Here is an 18,021-nt window from a genome sequence, read left to right as displayed (position 1 = left end):
CTCAGTCACCCAGATATTGAATGGTGATGTGGTATTTGAACACGTGCTGCTCGATGCTGATCGGCTCGCGCTTGCCTTTGCGCTGCAGGTAGACAATCTCTGTAACCAGCTTGCCGCTGGCGTTGCGCAGCTCGCGCCGATCGCCATTGTCCGTTAACGTCCAGCCCTTCGGCAACTGCGGCTGCCAGGCGCTAATCGGCCAGTGGCTGAGCATCACGTCGGCCAGCACCTGGCTGGCGGGCGGCAGCTGCGGCACGACGATCGACTGCTCGGTATGAATACCGGTCTCATCGTAGGTTGCCAGGAACAGACGAATGCCCACGGAAGAAAGCCCGGCCAGTGTGACCTTATGCGCATCCGCGTTGAGCATCACCAGCAGGGACTGCGTTTGTCCGTTAAAGCTGCCGGTCAGCAGCTGCTGGGAGCTCACCGCCGGGCTAATGCCGGGCGGCGGCAGCATAACTTTAGTTCCCGGCTGGAGCCAGGCCTGAGGCCGCGTCTCTTTGGTATCGGTCGAATGGCTGCAGCCAGCCAGCAGCAGCGCCGCGGCCAGCGCAACGGCGCGGTAAAAAGCGTTCATTTACGTTTTCTCTCTTTCTTATCCGGCATCGCCAGCGGAGCCAGCAGGAAGGCGGTAAAAATACCGCTCACCAGCACGATGCCAAAGCTGCTGATGGCCTGGGTGGCGCTGAAGACGAGCATGCCCAGCGTCAGCAGCGTGGTCATCATGGCCAGCGTAATCGCCAGCATCGAGGTCAGCGGCGTACCGCGCGGGTTGCTGAAAAACAGCGTGTAGTTAATGCCAATGCCGAGCACCAGTACCAGCGCCAGCAGTGAGAACAGATTCACCGGGTGGCCCGTTGCGGCCAGCACCGCCAGGCCGCAGCTCAGCGACAGCACGGACGGCACCAGGCTTATCAGCCCTTTACGCCAGCCGAGGCGCAGCATCGCCCCGCAGGCAATGACTGCCAGCGCGGCAAAGAGTAGCCCCGTCAGCAGCGTGCGGTAGAGGGCAAACAGGCTGTCAAAGCTGGCTTTGCGATCGACCCAGACGACGCCGTCATGGCGCACGGCCAGTTCACCGAGGTAAGCGCTGTTTTTCGCGCCGTCCACCGGCACCAGCACGCCGCTTTCCCCGTCGGGCAGGGTCAGCCAGAGCAGACGCCAGCCTTCGCTGGCCGGGCTTTTAAGCCACGCGTCCACGCTGACCGGCATGGCGTCGAGATTTGGAGATACGGCGTTGAGCCCGGCGCTTTTCAGCACGTTCGTTACCGCAGGGGCAGCCTCGCGCAGCAGCTTCAGATCGCTTTTCTGGCGCGCCAGCGAGTTCAGCGGCAGCGTACGCCAGCGGGCGATCTCTCCGGCTTTTTGCGCCTGTGCCAGCGCAGGGGTAAAGGCTTCCAGCCGCTCCAGCGTTTGCTGAGGCGAGGCGCCATGAACCACAAACCATTTCTGATCGACGCTCTGTCCGGTCAGGGCGGTAATGGCCTTCTCCTGCGCCAGAATATCTTTCGGCAGGGCCTGCAGCTGGGCGATGTCGTCGTCCACCCTCAGGGTGCTCATCCCCACGGCGGAGAGCAGCGCCAGCGCGACGGGCAAACCCACGGACAGTTTTTTATTGCGTCGCCACGCGGCCAGCCAGCGCAGCATGATAACCATCAGCGGAACCGGGCGCACCGGTAAACCCCGGCACAGCCACGGATGCCAGAAAATCACCGTCAGGCAGGAGGCGCTCAGCCCCACGGCGGCGAACACCGCCATCTGGCGGATCCCGGGGAAGGGGGCCAGCATCATAATCAGGTAGGCGGCGACGGTCGTCAGCAGCGCCAGCAGCAGCGCATTGCGTACTTTGGCCAGGCTTTGCCAGGGGGAGTGCTCCGCGCCGTGCACCATCCGTTCGCTCAGGTAGTAGAGCGTGTAGTCGGCTGAAATACCGATGATGCTCATGCTCATCACCAGCGTCATCAGGTGCAGTTCGCCAAAGAGCAGCAGCGTCACCACCGTACCCGCCAGCGCGCCGATGGCAATCGAGAGCACGCTCAGCAGCAGCGGGCGCAGAGAGCGGAACACCGCCACGATGAGCAGGAACACGCCAAGCAGGGTGGCGATGCCCAGCGTCGAGACGTCGCGTTTGGCCTGCTGGCTGGCGTAATCGCTGTAGAACACGGTCCCGCGCGAAAGCAGCTGCGCCTGCGGGAAACGCGCTTTTAGCGTCTCCTGCAGCGCGTTAAGCGTCGTCACCAGCCGGTGGGTCTGCTGCATATCAAATGACGAGCCCGCCAGCTCGCCGTGCAGCAGATACCAGTAGTTTCCCGCCTCATCCTGTGTGACCAGCCAGCCGTCCATCAGCCGCAGCTTCTGGCCGTTTTGCGCCAGAGCGAGCTGCGAGCCGCGCATCAGCATCAGGGGATCGTTTTGCAGCTCTTTGCCGCTGACGCCGGAAAAGGCCGAATAGAGCTGAGATAAAATCCACTGCGCCTGCGCTTCTCCGCCGTTTTGCAGGCGGGCGCGGGTGGCGGGATCGATCAGGCCATTTCGGTGCTGCCAGAAGAACTCTCCCCAGGCCTTTTGCCCGGCGGCGTCCATCGGGCCTTTGACCTCGCTGAGCGAATCGCTGCTTTGCAGCAACGCCAGCCACTGCTGCGCCACGCGCGGATCGGGCTCTTTGCCGGGGCTGACCAGCCAGACCAGCTGGCGGTCGAGACGCTGCATAAACCCGTCGTTGAGCGCCGGCGGGATCGCCCCCAGCGTCTGCTTCGGCAGCATGGCCAGCACGCTGCTGTTCAGACGCGCGCCGGGCAGCAGCGACAGCAGCACGCCCAGCAGAATCAGGCATAGCGTGGCCCACAGCAGCGCCGGGCGCAGGGATTTACGGTGCGGCAAAGCGTTGGCGTTCGTCATCGGTCAGGCTGGCGGGCGTCAGTTGGTGGCGTGAAAGGGCGATATCGGTACGGTCGCCCTGTTTGTCGTTGAGGCGAATCGTCTCCAGATAGGTCGCGCCGCCCAGATCGAGGGTGGCGAAAATCTTGTCCAGCGGCGTCGTTTTTGGCGTAAGCACCAGCGACCAGCGGCCGGCGCCCAGGTCTTTAAAATCGATGCGGAAGTTCTCTTCAAGCACCCTGCGGTCGGCCTGGAACAGGGCCCGCAGAAGATGGTTGAACTGGAACATCTGCGGATTATTGTCGGCGGTGACGGTCTGCGGCGGCTGGCCGTTAATGGCCTGAACCATCCGCTTGTCGTCCAGCAGGAGCGTCATCGGAAACGGCGCTTTTTGATCCCACAGCAGGCCGCTGTCGCGGGCGATCAGCATCTCGCCCTGCGAGCGCAGCGGCTGCGGCATATCTTTTATGGTGCGAACCTGTTCGAAGTGCGCGCGCACGACAGGCTGCCCGGTGAAGCGCTGCTGCAGTTCATCCAGCGTCACGGCGCTGACCAGCGGGCTGACGATCAGCGCCAGCAAAGGCCACCATTTCATGGCGTCACTCCCATTCGTTCAAACAGTATTGCCGGGCTCACAAAGCACATTTCGCGGGTGGCTTCTTCCACCGCTACCTGGATGGTGTAGCCGGTGGTGGTGCGTTTGCCGGTCTGCGCATCGAAAATTTGATAGGCAATGCGCAGGCGGTTTTCATACTCTTCAACGTGCGCGCGGACGCGAATACGCTGCTCAAAGGTCACCGCATCGCGGTATTTCACCCGGGTATCGACGACGGGCCAGACGTAGCCGGAGGCCTTCATCTGGCGATAGCCATAGTCAAACTGATTGAGCAGCGCCTCGCGGGCGATCTCAAAGTAGCGGAAATAGTTACCGTGCCAGACCACGCCCATCATATCGACGTCGTGGAACGGAACGGTGATCTCGACTTCAGTCGTAAAGCGGGGATCGGTCAGCACCCTTTACTCCTTCTCTCTGGACTCTGGCAGATGCCAGAAATCGAAAAAATTAAACCAGTCGAGCGGCGACAGGAGGGCGTAATGCTCCAGCCGCTGCGCGTAGCGATCGACGGTCTCCTGCAGCGCCTGCTGGCGTTCGCCGCGCGGCAGGCGCAGCGGGTCGGCAAACGGTTCGCTGTGCAGGACGAGCTTACCCTGCTGGCGCAGGGCAAAAATCAGCACCACCGGGCAGCGCAGGATGGAGGCCAGGATAAACGGCCCCTGTGGGAACGGCGCTGGCTGGCCCATGAACGGACTCCAGATCACGCGCCACTCGCCGCCACGCTGCGGATTCACCGCGATGCGATCGCCCACAATCGCGACCCATTCTCCCCGCTCAAGCTTCTCTTTGATGGCAATCGCGGTGTCCGGGCCGATGTCGGTAACCGACATCAAATTTACGCCCGCCTGGGGCGCCATTTCGCTCATGATTTGCTTAAAGCGCCGGGCGTTTTCGCTGAAGACCAGGGCGGTGATAGTTTTGCTGCCGTCCAGCTGGGCCAGCGCCCGGCAGGCCTCTACGTCGCCAAGATGCGAGGCCAGCAGCAGCTTGCCCTGCGGCGCCGCGATATTAAGCGTTTCGCTCGCGCCGGGGGCAAAGACCACGTCGCGATCAAACTGCAGCTCACCGCGCCAGCTGGCGACTTTATCCAGCATCGCGTTGCCGAAGCGCATGAAATGGAAAAAACTGTTGAGCCGCGGGGGAACGGGCATGTTCCGCTGACGCAGTTCTTGCTTCACTCTCCCAATCCACTGCCGCGAGGCCTGCCGCGCCGGACGTGCGATAAGCCAGTACACGCCGATGACCGGCCACAGCAGCACGGTAAAGGCCCGGCGGCCCATCAGCTTCCAGACGCGCAGCATCAGGCGCATGCCCCACAGGCCCTTGACCTCGTCCTGCTGCGCCCAGTGCTGGCGGCGTCGACGGAAAAGCAGGCCGGGCATGCGGGGCAGCATGCCGAAGAACAGCCGGGTATGCATCAGGGAGATCCGCACGTTATCTTTTAACGCGTCGAAGTGGGACAACCCGTCCTGCGGGTAGGTGACGCGGGTCGGCAGAAAGACGCTGGTGTTGCCCTGCCAGTAGAGACGGACCATCACTTCGGTGTCAAAGTCCATCCGTTTGCCGAGCGTTTCACGCGCTGCCAGGCGCAGCGTGGGCGAGACCGGGTAGACCCGAAAGCCGCACATGCTGTCTTTAAGCTGCAGGGATAAGGTCTCAATCCACACCCAGACGTGGGTTACCCAGCGTCCGTAGAGCCGCGAGCGCGGAATGGAATCATCGTAAATGGGCTGGCCGGAAATCAGCGCGTCCGGGTGGCGCTCCGCCAGCGCCAGCAGTTTGGGGATATCTTCGATGGCGTGTTGACCGTCCGCGTCCACCTGCACGGCGTGGGTATAGCCCGCGCGCGCGCACTCCTCCAGCCCCCTGATGACCGCGGCACCTTTTCCGGCGTTTTGCGCCAGGCGGACCAGCGTTACCTGCGGCTGCTCCGTCGCCAGGCGCTCGAGCTCCTGACGGGTGCTCGCTTCGCTGCCGTCATCCACCACCAGGCACGGCAGGCCGAACGGCGCGAGACGCGACAGCACGCGGGCGATCATGGCGCCGTGGTTGTAGCACGGGATCAGCACGCAGGGGCGGAAGGTTACTGACATAGCCGAATTTTCCCGCTGCTGGCGGTATGGCGCTCCGCCCCGGCGTGACGCTGGTAGCTGAAGGTCAGCATCTGACGTTCGGCATGCCACTCAAGCACCAGCGTCACCGTGGTTTCCGGCAGCAGAGGCGCCTGGAACTTCACGTTTTGAATGCTGTGAAAGCGGTAGCCCGGCGCCAGTAACGTCGTGGCGTAGTGCATCACCCAGTCAAGCTGCGCAACGCCGGGCAGCAGCGGCTGTACGGCAAAATGGCCCTGAAACCAGAACAGCGCCGCGTCGAGATGCAAAATGATTTCCAGCTTCTCCGGCTGTGTCTGGTGGCGCTCAAGTTCATGAATTTTCATGAAATAACTCCTCTAGCTGCGCATAGACACGCTTGTTCATACTGTTTACCGGCATTTCATCGACAATGCGCCAGTAGCGCGGAACGGCGACCGGCTCAAGCCACGGCAGCAGGGCGCGACGCCAGGCGAACTCCTGCGCTTTTTTATCCAGCATATAGCCGCGCTGGCGAACCGCTTCATCCAGGACCAGCAGTGCGCCAATCCCCTGACGGCCTCCGCGCGTGACCGGCAGCGCAGCCGCTTCGCAAATGCCGTCGAGCTCCAGCAGGCGACGTTCGATCTCGTTAAGCGAGATGCGCTTTTCTTCAATTTTGACCACCCGGCCGCGACGACCGGCGATGCTGAATAGCCCCTCGCTGTCGAAGTGCAGGATATCGTCCAGCTGGAGTCCTTCAGCCTCGTGGATCAGTGGCGACGTGACGCGACAGGCGTCATCTTCCTGATGGAAGATAACGCCGGGGAAGGCCAGCCACGGGACGTTATCCTGCTGGCGATGGCGCCAGGCGAGGATGCCGGTTTCGGTGCTGCCATAAATTTCATCCGGGCAGATGTTAAGCCAGCCAGCGGTGGTGGTGACGTCACACCAGGGCAGCATTCCGCCTGCTGAAATCAGCATTCTGACGGGCGGCGCGGGCAGTTCCGTATCCAGGCGCTTCAGGAACGCCGGGCTGCTGATGAACAGGTAATGCCGGTCATGAGGAAGGGCGGCCAGCTGCTCGGCGTAGTAGAGCATCGCGGCATGCAGCGGCAGGCCCAGCGCCATCGGCAAGACGATGCGGAATGTCAGCCCGTACAGATGTTGCGGTACGACCGAGGCGACAACGCTACAGCCGGTCAGACGTTCGCCGAAGCGGTCAGCCAGCAGACGGGCTTCGCGATCCAGGCTGACGATGTGCTTAATCACCCGGCGCGGGGTACCCGTGGAGCCGGAGGTGAACAGTTCAACGAAGCGGCTTTCGTCAATGGCCGGCAGGGGCGCCCAGCGGCGAGCGGTCTGATGGCTGGAGGCCACCACAATCAGCTTGCCATGGAAATCGAGAGCGCGATCGCTCAGGATGCCGCTAAACAACGCCTGCTGTTCTTCAAGCTGCGAGACGCGGCTATGGCCGGGAATGACCGGCGTTTTACCGGCATGCAGCGAGGCCAGCAGCGCAACGATAAACAGGTAGCTGTTTTCAAAGCACAGCGCCCAGCGCTCGCCTTCCTGCTGACGCAGGGTGTCGACCAGCAAGGTCACGTCGTGGCGCAGCTGGCCAAGCGTCCAGGTACGATCGTCAAGCCAGGCAACGGGCATGTCGTCAGGGCGGGGCGCGTTTAACCACTGGCCCAGCGGAAGGGGGTTAGTCATTGTGCATCTCTTTTTTTATCACCCGCTGGCGCACCAGCCACTCGGTCGCCATCAGCGTTCCCATCAGGATATAAGCCACCATACCGTTCCACAGCGTCCACAGATTCATGTCGCCGTGGAGCACGGTGAACAGCGCCATCGCGCCGTTTCCGATGAAAAAGCCGCACCAGACGAGGGTCACCTTGCGGGTATAGCGCACGCCCTCCGGGGGCAGGTTTGGCTCGCGCAAGCGCGCCAGCCGTTCGACCAGCGGCATCGCGGTCCACAGCGAACCGCCGAACACGGCCAGCATCACAAGGTTGACGACCACCGGGTAGAACAGCAGCCACTGGTGGGTTTTCAGCAGGTAGCTGGCCGCGCAGAGCGCGATGCCCGCGAGCGCCACGCACTGCACCACATACTGCATCGGGCCAGCGTTCCGTCGCGCCTGGCGCAGCCGCAGCAGCAATACCAGCGCCATCACCGGCAACAGCCACTGCAGGCTGTTGTGCGTCAGCCCAAATCCAATCAGGAAGGGCCACGCCAGCAGCATCAGCCCCGTCAGCAGTGGGATGACCGGGAACGTCCGTCCACCACGCACGACGTCTTACTCTTCGCGCAGAAGCTGTTTGACGGCGTCTACCACATCCTGAACGGTACGAACCGACTTGAAGGTTTCCGGCTTGATTTTCTTGCCCGTTTTCTTCTGCAGATGAACAATCATGTCCACCGCATCAATGCTGTCCAGCTCCAGGTCTTCGTAAAGACGGGCTTCGGGCGTAATGTCCTGCGGGTCGATTTCAAAGAGCTTGGTCAGAAGGCCGCAGACTTCCTGATAAATGGTTTCTTGTTCAGTCATCGTTCACATCTCAGGCGCGTTGAGCGTTGATAAAGGACGCCAGCGTGGCGACGGAAAAGAAGTGCTGGCGCATCTCTTCGCTTTCGGCAGAAAGCACCACGCCATACTGGTTTTTCACGGCCAGACCCAGTTCCAGCGCGTCAATGGAGTCCAGACCCAGCCCATCGCCAAACAGCGCGGCATCGGTATCAATATCCTCTGCGGTAAGCTCGTCCAGATTCAGCGTGGTGATAATGAGATTCTTAATTTCAAGATAAAGCGCTTGCATCATTAATTCCTGACAAAGATTGAAGGCCTGATGTTAATCGATGCTGCAGATGCCGGTTTAACTGCCTTGCCGCCAGCGCCGGTTCTTGTTCATTTGCATCGTAAAATTCGTCGATGTTCACGCGGTCGCGGACATCCACGGTGAAAACAGGTTTTTCTGGCGGTACATCATACCAGTGGCTTTTTTTATCCAGCAGGTGTTCGCTACAGTGGATCAGCACCACCCGCAGATCGCTGTTACAGCGCACGGCGATATTTGCCGCGCCGCGCTGGAGGGAGATAGCCTCGCCAAACCGGGTACGCGTGCCTTCCGGGAAGATTAACAGCGTGTCGCCCTGAGCCAGACGCTGCTGGCTGGCCGCGAGCAGGGGCTCGGCTTCGCTGTTAATCAGATAATCCGCCGCGCGGATAACGCCGCTGACAAAGGGATTGCGCAGCAGCGCGCTTTTCACCAGACAGTCGGTTTCGGGCATCACCGACGCCAGAATCACGTAGTCAATTAACGTGGGGTGGTTAGCCACCACCAGACAACCCCGATCGCTGCGCAGCGCGTCAAGATTGTGAATGCGATAGTCCAGTACGCCGAGGCCGCGCGCAACGGTCAGGAAGAAGCGGAAGCTGGCCGCAATGCTGCGACGCGCCAGGCGGCGACGGCTGGCGCGGTCGCGCTGGACGATCAGCAGCAGGTTGAACCAGACCAACGACAGCAGCAGCCCGCCCACGCCAAACAGCGCGAAGCAGAAGCCGGTCATCACCAGACGCCATAACCAGTTGATACGGGCAGCCAGGCGGTTCATGCGCGCGTCCATTGCCACAGCAAACGTTCGCCGGGCACCGCAAACTGACGTTCCTCGCTGAGATAGCGCTGCAGGAACATCAGGCTTTGCGGCAGGGCGGGTTCTTCACCCGTGCTGCCGCTGCGGGTTTCACACTGCAATCCGTTGCCGGATTCAATCACCAGCGCCAGCGCGTAGGGCCAGGTGGGCATGTGCGGCGGTAGCGCCGGATGGTAAAATTCCGGCAGCGCGCCGTCAAAGTCGACCAGCAGGACGCGGGAATAGCCCGCATGCAGCAGGCTCAGCACTTCGCATAAGGCCTGCTGGAAGGTGTCCAGCCCGGCAGAAATGGATGACGAGACGATGGCCTGGCGTGCGGTGATCGTGAGATTACCCACCGCGGAATTGTGCACGGACATCGCGAAGTCGGTGGGTGAAACGGACTGCCCGGTCGCCAGAGCATGCAGAATACGGTAGTTGCGCTCCAGCTCGCCGTGGCGGCTGGAATAGACGACGGCATCAATGGCGTGGTTTTGCAGCATGGCAAGACCAATATCCACCGCCAGCTTACTGCCTGAATTGAGGCGGCGCGCGGTCATCATGGGTAAAGCGGTCAGGCGGGGAAGCGGGGCCGCTGGGTCAACGGCCAACTGCAGGCGCGACCATGCCTGCCACTCTGTGGCATCGCTGAGTCCTGGCGCTCTCGCCTGCCAGTCGATAATGTTCAGTGAAAATTTCATCTACGCGCGTCCGCGAAAAAAACCGTATTCAAAGGGCAGACTGGGCCACCCGGCAGCTAAGCTGCTCTATTGTTCACGTTTGGTGCATATCAGCAGGGTATGACCGACCCCAAGGTTGTCCAGCCGCTGTTCAACGCTGAAACCTGCGCTCTCCAGGTAGCGATAGAACTTCTCTACGCTGTAAAACCGGCTATTGCCATTCGCCATACAGGTGAAATAGAGCGAGGTGGCATTCAGGCTGAAAGAGGCTGCTTCAAATTTCTGAGCATCCCAGAAAAGCTCCATGATGCACAAACGTGCGCCTGGCTTCATGGCCTGCGCGACGCGCGTCAGCATGGCGACAATCTGATCCGGAGAGAAACAATCCAGGAACTGGCTCATCCACCAGACGTCGGCGTCACCCGGCAATGTTGCTGGGCTAAGCATATCGACAGCATGGAATGCAATACGATGAGAAAAACCTGCTTTTGCGATGTTTTCCTGCGCCAGCGCTATCTGCTGCGGCAGATCGAGGATCGTCACGGCAACATTTTTGTCATAGCGGCAGCAGCGTAACGACCATTTACCCGTATTTCCGCCCACATCGTACAATTTTGTCGGCGAGCTTGCGAATATATATGGCAAAGCAGCGTCAAAAGCGGCGTCAGAATAGTAATGATCGAAGGCGAACCAGCTCTCTTTCGCCGGAGCAGGTAATTGGGATAACGCCGGGTAGATGGTTGGCCAGTTGCCAAACACGGCTAATCCGGCAGGTTTTTCCTCCTGCAGGGCGTCCGCCAGGTGAAATAGCCCCTGATAACAAACGTCCTGGGTGAAATCCATATTTACGCGGGTCATTTCGTCGTGCAGTAAAAAATGGCCCACTTTCGCCAGAAAATAACGTCCATTCTGTTGGGTAACAATTCGACCGCTTAATCCCATATCCAGCAGTACGCTGACGCCATAGCTGCCGAGCGTGCTGTGTTCGGTTATTTCCTCGAGGCTTGCCCCTTTTTTACCTTGTTTATCGAGCCAGGCGAGAACGCCTGAGTTACGCAGACAAAGCGCAGTCTGGAATAACATCGGGGCAAAGGCGATGCGTTGCGCTTCGGTAATGGCATCCAGTGCGCTGAGTGTGTCCTTTTCGTACATTCCTGCGTAACCTTTGAAGCTAATAAAGAGAGGTTATCGGGCCATACGCGGCCCGACTTTAGAAAAATATTACAGCGCGGCGCCAGCGGAGAGGTTCAGCTGAATATCGTGGTCGAGGTTATTTACCCAACGGTTATAATTTTTGTGAATTTTACCGTCTGCCGCTTTCAGGTTAAGGCTGTTTTCATAGTTGATTGAATAGCTTGTGGCCGTGTACGGAATACTCACCTGGACCGAGTGATCGCGTGACTGCAGACGCCCCTTAATCATTCCCGGGCCGGTTTCCGTCATGATCCAGTCGCGTTTTTGGCCTGCTTTCAAAATTGCCGTTTTTACCTGATCGGCAGTATGGCCCGCGCTTACAATAGAGTGAACCTGAGCAATTGGGGCGGTGCGCGCACAGCCTGCCAGTGCGCCAACGAATACGGCAGCAGCACACCATTTAACGATCTTTTTCATCAACAACTCCATATCAATAATAACAATTAAAGGTAGTGTTTTTTACAAATAATATTCATCCGGCTTTTTGTTATCGCTGGGTGCATTTTTTAATCAATATTAATGTTTACATTACGTTGACGCGAAGACGGGCATAATAACATGGAAAATAAATAAGAATTTCATTTTTTATAATTTGCGTTAAATCATGAATTGCGTTTGAACGTAATGCGCGCGGCGTAATTAAAAACAGAATGAGTATCGCCTTAACGCAAATAAAAATACCGCGACGGATTAGGGACGCGGTAATTTACGGTGTATTACTGACGGTTTAAACCTACCTGTACAGGTAGGTCGGTTAGCCGGGTAACCGGCTTTTCGGCCTCCCCGGCCCGAGCAGGATCGCCAGCTTGCTGCCGCCTTTGGTGGTTTCCATCCAGATTTTACATACGCTGGTCAGGGGGACCGACAGCAGCATACCGACCGGGCCCAGCAGCCATCCCCAAACCAGTAAGGATAAAAAGACCACCAGCGTCGACATGCCCAGCCGGTGTCCCATCATGCGCGGCTCAAGAATATTGCCCAGCACCATATGCACGACGAGGAACAGCGCGCCGACCAGCATGCATTCGTAGAAGCCGTTAAACAGAAACGCCTGAATCATCGGCGGCACGGCGGAAAGCACCGCGCCAATATTGGGCACGTAGTTCAGCAGAAAGGCCAGCACGCCCCACATCAGCGCGAACTGCACGTCCATCAGCATCAGCCCCAGCCAGACAATCACCCCGGTCCAGACGCTCAGGAGCGTTTTCAGCGCCAGATATTTGGAGACGCCCTTCAGGGCCCGGTGTAACCCGGCAATGTGAATTTGCGGATTGTTCAGCGCAAAGCGCAGCTTATAGGGGACGTGGCGGACTTCGAACAGCATAAACACAACGGTCATGACCAGCAGCAGAATGCTGGCCATCGCGCCGGAAAGCCCCGTCATCAAGGTGGTGGCGTAGGTCATGACCTTCTCGGAGTCCATCCTGCGCAGCATCCGTTCGGGTGAGATATGCAGATTGAGGAAGGGCACCATCTCCTGCAGCGCGACAATTTTACGCGTCAGCTCTTTGTTGTACTGCGGCAGCATGGTGGAGAATTCGCTCAGCGATGCCGCCAGCACGCCGAAGAGCGCCGTCAGGCCAATCAGCATGACAATAACCACGATGGTGATGGCTACCGGACGGCTGACGCCCCGGCGTAAAAACCAGGTGACCAGAGGATTAAGCACAATGGCAAAAAAGAGCGCCAGCAGGAGCTGAACAATAATGTCAGCGGCAGCATGGATACCCGCAAGGATAACCACCAGACAGGCGAGTTTTAATAAGATGTGGAGTCCTGCTTTGTCGGACGGGTTAGCGATCATGCGTGTTCCTTAATATGATGACCCGATAAGTGTAGTGCCCGGGCTTCGCTTCGTCTGGCACCGTTAATCTGAAAGTCGGGGCTGATTTTCTTATTGCGCCGTGGTAATAGTGAAACACTGTTGTAAAAAATCCAGGTAGAACCCCATGCCCGAACCTGCCGCTGAACCGGCACTGAGCGGACTGCGCCTCAATCTGCGCATCGTTTCCGTTGTTATTTTCAACTTTGCCAGCTATTTGACCATCGGCTTGCCGCTGGCGGTCCTGCCGGGCTATGTCCATGACGTGATGGGCTTCAGCGCCTTCTGGGCGGGGCTGGTGATAAGCCTGCAATATTTCGCCACGCTCCTCAGCCGCCCGCATGCCGGGCGCTACGCGGACGCGTTCGGTCCAAAAAGCATCGTAGTGGTGGGGCTGTGCGGCTGTTTTCTCAGTGGCCTGAGCTACCTGCTGGCTGCCGCAACCGGCCACTGGCCGCTGGTCAGCCTGGCGCTGCTCTGCCTGGGCCGCGTCATTCTGGGCATTGGGCAAAGTCTGGCGGGAACCGGCTCGACGCTGTGGGGCGTGGGTGTGGTAGGCGCGCCGCACATTGGCCGGGTGATCTCCTGGAACGGGATTGTCACCTACGGTGCGATGGCGCTCGGGGCGCCGCTCGGCGTGGCCTGCTATGCGCTTGGCGGGCTGTATGGGCTTTCCATCACCATTATGGCGGTCGCGCTGCTGGCAATCCTCTTTGCGCTGCCGCGTCCGAAAGTGAAGGCCAGCAAAGGCAAGCCGCTGCCGTTTCGGGCGGTGCTGGGGCGCGTCTGGCCGTACGGCATGGCGCTGGCGCTGGCGACTACCGGCTTCGGCGTGATTGCGACCTTTATTACCCTGTTCTACGACGCCAAAGGCTGGGACGGCGCAGCCTTTGCATTAACCCTGTTCAGCTGTGCGTTTGTTGGCGCCCGCCTGCTTTTCCCTAACGGCATCAACCGCCTTGGCGGGCTGAATGTGGCGATGATCTGCTTTGCGATAGAGATTGTCGGGCTGCTACTGACCGGAATTGCGATGGTGCCCTGGGTCGCGAAAGTGGGCGTGTTCCTCGCGGGGGCTGGCTTTTCCCTGGTCTTCCCGGCGCTGGGCGTGGTGGCGGTAAAAGCCGTGCCGCAGCAGAATCAGGGGGCGGCGCTGGCGACCTATACGGTATTTATGGATATGTCTTTAGGCATTACCGGCCCGCTGGCGGGGCTGGTGATGGCCTGGGCAGGGGTTCCGGTGATCTATCTTGCCGCGGCGGGTCTGGTGGTGATTGCGCTGCTGCTGACGTGGCGGCTAAAAAAATGGCCCCCGGTGCAGGCACCGGAGGCCACGTCATCGTCGTGAAGCGTTACTGGATCACGATGGTGTTAATGATGTTTTCAGCAGCCGTCTGCGCTTTCTGCTGATCTTCGGCTGGCAGGGTGATCTGCAGGGTCAGCAGTTTGTTATCAACCTTGCCCAGCACCACAGAAGAGTAGGCGGTCTGGCCTTTTGCAGAGATGATGCTGTCGAGCTGTTGCAGCGTGTGGCCTTTCAGCTCGATGGATTTATTGGTCACGACCTGCAGCTGAGGATCGCGGCCGCGCTGCTGATCTTCCAGACGTTTGGACAGGACGGCCAGGTCTTCGCTGGTGTCGTCGCCCACAATCACAATGACCGCTTTCTGCCCGGTTGCGTCGGAGTAAACGTGCATGTTATTCGCCTGGGTGCCCAGCTTGCCGCTCTGATCGGTCATATCGGCTGGCAGAGAGAAGCTGAGTTTGCCATCCATCAGATTCACCGGCTGGCCGGTCGCGTTGCTCTCTGCGGATGCGCCCTGAGCAGGCGTTTTCGTGTCGCTGTTATCACAGGCTGCAAGACCCACAACCAGCAGGCCAATCCCGACATATTTAACCAGATTGCGCATTGACTTCTTCCTTTCGATAAACGGCCATAACGGCTCATTCGCTCATCTTATCACAACTGATAAAGCGAACCCTTAACCAGCCTGCAATGCCGTGATTTCAGATTTATCTGCCAGCCTTTTCAGCAGCATATTGAGCAGCACGCCGTACATCGGCAGGAAGAACACAATGCTGATAAGGACCTTGAAGCAGTAGTCCACCAGCGCGATTTCCATCCAGTGTTCGGCCATGAACGCATCCGGGCTGCGCCAGAAGGCGATGAAGAAGAAGGCCAGCGTATCGCTCACGTTACCGAACAGCGTGGAGGCGGTTGGCGCCATCCACCAGCGATGATTCTGACGCAGGCGGTTAAACACATGCACGTCGAGGATCTGCCCCAGCGCGTAGGCCATAAAGCTTGCCGCGGCGATACGGGCAACAAACAGGTTGAAGTGGGTTAATGCCTCAAAGCCCTGCCAGCTTCCCATATAAAACAGTGACGAAACCACGTACGAGATGAACAGCGCCGGGAGCATGACCGAAAAAATAATACGGCGAGCCAGCGGTGCGCCAAAGATACGCACGGTCAAATCCGTCGCGAGGAAAATAAACGGGAAGCTGAATGCGCCCCAGGTGGTATGAAAACCAAAGATGGAGATTGGGAGCTGCACCAGATAGTTGCTGGAGGTGATCACCAGCAAATGGAAAAGCGAAAGCCAGAACAACGCTTTTACGCGCTGTGATTCAGAAAACGACGTCATATTGTGACCTTTTTATACGTTGGGGTGAGGGAACCCAATAAAAACCGCAGCATGATACTGCTTTGGCAGGACATTGCAATGGTTAGTTTTTACGCAATCGTTAACCTGGTTTGCATTGATCGCAACCGGGCGTAAACTACAGCCGTTTTTACCAGACCGAGAAGACCATGACCGACCTGTTTTCCAGCCCAGACCACACTCTTGATGCCCAGGGCCTTCGCTGCCCGGAACCGGTAATGATGGTACGCAAAACCGTGCGCAACATGCAGACCGGTGAAACGCTGTTGATTATTGCCGACGACCCGGCCACGACCCGCGATATTCCCGGTTTTTGTACCTTTATGGAGCATGAGCTGGTGGCACAGCAGACCGAAGCGCTGCCGTACCGGTATTTGATTCGTAAGGGTTAGATGGGCTGGCGTTGCTGTAGGTCGGGTAAGGCGAAGCCGCCACCCGACGAATATGTGTCCTCTGCGGCCTGATGCCCTCACCCCGCCCCTCTCCCACGGGGAGAGGGTGCAAACACTAAAAACGGCAATCTTTGATTGCCGTTTTGCGTTTACCTAGCCTTTCATCCACGCGCGGATCCCGTCCAGGAACATCTGCGTTGCCATCATCACCAGAATCAGCCCCATCAGGCGTTCCAGCGCGTTCACCCCTTTCTCACCCAGCAGGCGCAGGAATAGCGACGACTGCAGCAGGATGATAAACGTCCCGCCCCAGGCGATCAGCAGGGCAATCACCAGATGGCTCATCTGATTCGGATACTGGTGCGACAGAAGCATCAGCGTGGCCAGAATGGTCGGCCCGGCGACGAGTGGAATCGCCAGCGGCACGATAAACGGCTCTTCACCCGCAGGCAGGCCGCTGCTGCTGCCTTCCGCGCTTGGGAAAATCATCTTAATGGCAATCAGGAACAGAATAATCCCGCCGGAAATCGACACGGTTTCGGCGCGCAGGTTCAGGAACGCGAGAATTTTTTCACCGGCAAACAGGAAGATAAACATCACCAGCAGGGCGATGAGCAGCTCGCGGATCATGATCGCGCGGCGGCGCTTCGGCTCGGTGTGCTTCAGCACCGACATGAAGATAGGCAGGTTTCCCAGTGGATCCATAATCAGGATCAATAAAACCGCCGCGGAAATGATTTCACTCATCTTTAAATTATCCCTGATACTTAGTAGTGTTATTCCGATGATTAGCGCTTTTTCTGATTGCCGGGCAATCATCGATTAATTTCGCTTGCGACTTTGGCAGCATTTTGTAATGTGAAGCATATCCCAGTTCAATACTGGCTTGCACAATCAGCACACACCCTCAGCAGGAAAAAAATGCTATGAAAAACGTTGGTTTTATCGGCTGGCGCGGTATGGTCGGCTCTGTACTCATGCAACGCATGGTTGAAGAGCGCGATTTCGACGCTATCCGCCCGGTCTTCTTCTCCACTTCCCAGCTCGGCCAGGCTGCTCCGTCCTTTGGTGGTACCACAGGCACGTTGCAGGATGCTTACGATCTGGAAGCGCTGAAGGCACTCGACATTATTGTGACGTGCCAGGGCGGCGATTATACCAACGAAATCTATCCAAAGCTGCGTGAAAGCGGCTGGCAGGGCTACTGGATTGACGCGGCCTCTTCGCTGCGCATGAAAGACGATGCCATCATCATTCTCGACCCGGTGAACCAGGGCGTCATCACCGACGGCCTGAACAACGGCGTGAAAACCTTTGTCGGCGGTAACTGCACCGTCAGCCTGATGCTGATGTCCCTCGGCGGCCTGTTCGCGCAGGATCTGGTTGAGTGGGTCTCCGTGGCGACCTACCAGGCGGCGTCCGGCGGCGGCGCGCGCCACATGCGCGAGCTGCTGACCCAGATGGGCCAGCTGCACCACAGCGTCGCGACCGAGCTGGCAAACCCGGCGTCCGCGATCCTCGATATCGAACGTAAGGTCACTCAGCTGACCCGCAGCGGCGAGCTGCCGGTGGACAACTTCGGCGTACCGCTGGCCGGTGGTCTGATCCCATGGATCGACAAACAGCTGGATAACGGCCAGACCCGCGAAGAGTGGAAGGGCCAGGCTGAGACCAATAAAATCCTTGCGACCGCGAACACCATTCCGGTTGACGGTCTGTGCGTGCGTATCGGCGCGCTGCGCTGCCACAGCCAGGCCTTCACCATTAAACTGAAAAAAGATGTGTCTATTCCGACCGTGGAAGAGCTGCTGGCCGCGCACAACCCGTGGGCGAAAGTGGTGCCAAACGATCGCGATATCACCATGCGCGAGCTGACCCCGGCTGCCGTGACCGGCACGCTGACCACGCCGGTTGGCCGTCTGCGCAAGCTGAACATGGGGCCGGAGTATCTCTCCGCGTTCACCGTCGGCGACCAGCTCCTGTGGGGCGCCGCCGAGCCGCTGCGCCGCATGCTGCGCCAGCTGGCGTAATAATTTGTTAACTACCGGGGGTGATTTTCACCCCCTTTT

At 58.9% G+C, this 18,021-nt stretch carries 21 protein-coding genes; 3 read left to right on the top strand and 18 right to left on the bottom strand.

The window, feature by feature from the left end; genetic code table 11:
• Position 1: 1 nt before the first annotated feature.
• The 15 genes from NI40_RS20865 to NI40_RS20795 form a co-directional block, all read right to left on the bottom strand.
• On the bottom strand, positions 2 to 580 hold the full coding sequence (locus NI40_RS20865; RefSeq protein WP_039263055.1) for a DUF3261 domain-containing protein: 579 nt from the start codon (positions 578 to 580) through the stop codon (positions 2 to 4).
• Positions 577 to 2,901, bottom strand: coding sequence for an MMPL family transporter (locus tag NI40_RS20860; protein ID WP_039263056.1), 2,325 nt, complete (start codon positions 2,899 to 2,901; stop codon positions 577 to 579). Before NI40_RS20860 ends, NI40_RS20865 begins: the two co-directional genes overlap by 4 nt.
• A complete protein-coding gene (locus NI40_RS20855) occupies positions 2,870 to 3,475 on the bottom strand; it encodes an outer membrane lipoprotein carrier protein LolA (RefSeq protein ID WP_033146843.1) in 606 nt (201 codons plus the stop codon). The genes NI40_RS20860 and NI40_RS20855 overlap by 32 nt, the downstream gene beginning before the upstream one ends.
• Positions 3,472 to 3,894, bottom strand: a complete 423-nt coding sequence (locus NI40_RS20850; RefSeq protein ID WP_023309526.1) for an acyl-CoA thioesterase — start codon at positions 3,892 to 3,894, stop codon at positions 3,472 to 3,474. Before NI40_RS20850 ends, NI40_RS20855 begins: the two co-directional genes overlap by 4 nt.
• Positions 3,895 to 3,897: 3 nt before the next feature.
• Positions 3,898 to 5,589 (bottom strand): glycosyltransferase family 2 protein, encoded by a 1,692-nt coding sequence (locus NI40_RS20845; protein ID WP_039263057.1) that lies wholly within the window; start codon positions 5,587 to 5,589, stop codon positions 3,898 to 3,900.
• Positions 5,580 to 5,933 (bottom strand): ApeI family dehydratase, encoded by a 354-nt coding sequence (locus tag NI40_RS20840; RefSeq protein WP_039263058.1) that lies wholly within the window; start codon positions 5,931 to 5,933, stop codon positions 5,580 to 5,582. The genes NI40_RS20845 and NI40_RS20840 overlap by 10 nt, the downstream gene beginning before the upstream one ends.
• Positions 5,920 to 7,281 (bottom strand): AMP-binding protein, encoded by a 1,362-nt coding sequence (locus NI40_RS20835; RefSeq protein WP_039263059.1) that lies wholly within the window; start codon positions 7,279 to 7,281, stop codon positions 5,920 to 5,922. Before NI40_RS20835 ends, NI40_RS20840 begins: the two co-directional genes overlap by 14 nt.
• Positions 7,274 to 7,813, bottom strand: coding sequence for a hypothetical protein (locus NI40_RS20830; RefSeq protein ID WP_249435450.1), 540 nt, complete (start codon positions 7,811 to 7,813; stop codon positions 7,274 to 7,276). Before NI40_RS20830 ends, NI40_RS20835 begins: the two co-directional genes overlap by 8 nt.
• Before the next feature lie 54 nt (positions 7,814 to 7,867).
• Positions 7,868 to 8,119, bottom strand: a complete 252-nt coding sequence (locus NI40_RS20825; protein ID WP_039263061.1) for an acyl carrier protein — start codon at positions 8,117 to 8,119, stop codon at positions 7,868 to 7,870.
• A 10-nt stretch (positions 8,120 to 8,129) separates the two neighbouring features.
• Positions 8,130 to 8,387 carry a phosphopantetheine-binding protein gene (locus tag NI40_RS20820; protein WP_008503081.1) on the bottom strand — a complete coding sequence of 86 codons (258 nt, stop codon included), beginning with the start codon at positions 8,385 to 8,387 and terminating at the stop codon, positions 8,130 to 8,132.
• On the bottom strand, positions 8,368 to 9,183 hold the full coding sequence (locus NI40_RS20815) for a lysophospholipid acyltransferase family protein (protein WP_033146839.1): 816 nt from the start codon (positions 9,181 to 9,183) through the stop codon (positions 8,368 to 8,370). Before NI40_RS20815 ends, NI40_RS20820 begins: the two co-directional genes overlap by 20 nt.
• Positions 9,180 to 9,902, bottom strand: coding sequence for a beta-ketoacyl synthase chain length factor (locus NI40_RS20810; RefSeq protein ID WP_039263062.1), 723 nt, complete (start codon positions 9,900 to 9,902; stop codon positions 9,180 to 9,182). Before NI40_RS20810 ends, NI40_RS20815 begins: the two co-directional genes overlap by 4 nt.
• A gap of 66 nt (positions 9,903 to 9,968) precedes the next feature.
• Complete coding sequence (locus tag NI40_RS20805; protein ID WP_039263063.1) at positions 9,969 to 11,033, bottom strand: methyltransferase; 1,065 nt, start codon at positions 11,031 to 11,033, stop codon at positions 9,969 to 9,971.
• A gap of 69 nt (positions 11,034 to 11,102) precedes the next feature.
• A complete protein-coding gene (locus NI40_RS20800) occupies positions 11,103 to 11,492 on the bottom strand; it encodes a hypothetical protein (protein ID WP_023309518.1) in 390 nt (129 codons plus the stop codon).
• Between the two features lie 337 nt (positions 11,493 to 11,829).
• Positions 11,830 to 12,879 carry an AI-2E family transporter gene (locus tag NI40_RS20795; RefSeq protein WP_032662225.1) on the bottom strand — a complete coding sequence of 350 codons (1,050 nt, stop codon included), beginning with the start codon at positions 12,877 to 12,879 and terminating at the stop codon, positions 11,830 to 11,832.
• A 145-nt stretch (positions 12,880 to 13,024) separates the two neighbouring features.
• On the opposite strand from NI40_RS20795, the gene NI40_RS20790 reads away from it, so the two are divergent.
• Positions 13,025 to 14,242, top strand: a complete 1,218-nt coding sequence (locus tag NI40_RS20790) for an MFS transporter (RefSeq protein ID WP_039263064.1) — start codon at positions 13,025 to 13,027, stop codon at positions 14,240 to 14,242.
• A 4-nt stretch (positions 14,243 to 14,246) separates the two neighbouring features.
• On the opposite strand, the gene NI40_RS20785 is transcribed toward NI40_RS20790, so the two are convergent.
• Positions 14,247 to 14,804, bottom strand: a complete 558-nt coding sequence (locus NI40_RS20785; RefSeq protein WP_023309515.1) for a DcrB family lipoprotein — start codon at positions 14,802 to 14,804, stop codon at positions 14,247 to 14,249.
• Between the two features lie 72 nt (positions 14,805 to 14,876).
• Complete coding sequence (locus tag NI40_RS20780) at positions 14,877 to 15,542, bottom strand: 7-cyano-7-deazaguanine/7-aminomethyl-7-deazaguanine transporter (RefSeq protein ID WP_023309514.1); 666 nt, start codon at positions 15,540 to 15,542, stop codon at positions 14,877 to 14,879.
• A gap of 167 nt (positions 15,543 to 15,709) precedes the next feature.
• Here NI40_RS20780 and tusA point away from each other — a divergent pair, with 167 nt between their 5' ends.
• A complete protein-coding gene (tusA, locus tag NI40_RS20775; protein WP_008503071.1) occupies positions 15,710 to 15,952 on the top strand; it encodes a sulfurtransferase TusA in 243 nt (80 codons plus the stop codon).
• 153 nt (positions 15,953 to 16,105) lie between these two features.
• Here tusA and yhgN read toward each other — a convergent pair whose 3' ends face one another.
• Positions 16,106 to 16,699: an NAAT family transporter YhgN gene (yhgN, locus tag NI40_RS20770; protein ID WP_003861574.1), complete on the bottom strand. Its 594-nt coding sequence runs from the start codon at positions 16,697 to 16,699 to the stop codon at positions 16,106 to 16,108.
• Between the two features lie 179 nt (positions 16,700 to 16,878).
• Here yhgN and asd point away from each other — a divergent pair, with 179 nt between their 5' ends.
• Positions 16,879 to 17,982 carry an aspartate-semialdehyde dehydrogenase gene (gene asd, locus NI40_RS20765; protein WP_032662235.1) on the top strand — a complete coding sequence of 368 codons (1,104 nt, stop codon included), beginning with the start codon at positions 16,879 to 16,881 and terminating at the stop codon, positions 17,980 to 17,982.
• Positions 17,983 to 18,021 lie beyond the last annotated feature (39 nt).

The organism is Enterobacter sp. E20 (assembly GCF_000801755.2).
Lineage (GTDB): Bacteria > Pseudomonadota > Gammaproteobacteria > Enterobacterales > Enterobacteriaceae > Enterobacter > Enterobacter asburiae_B.
This window is presented reverse-complemented; position numbering and strand designations above follow the sequence as displayed.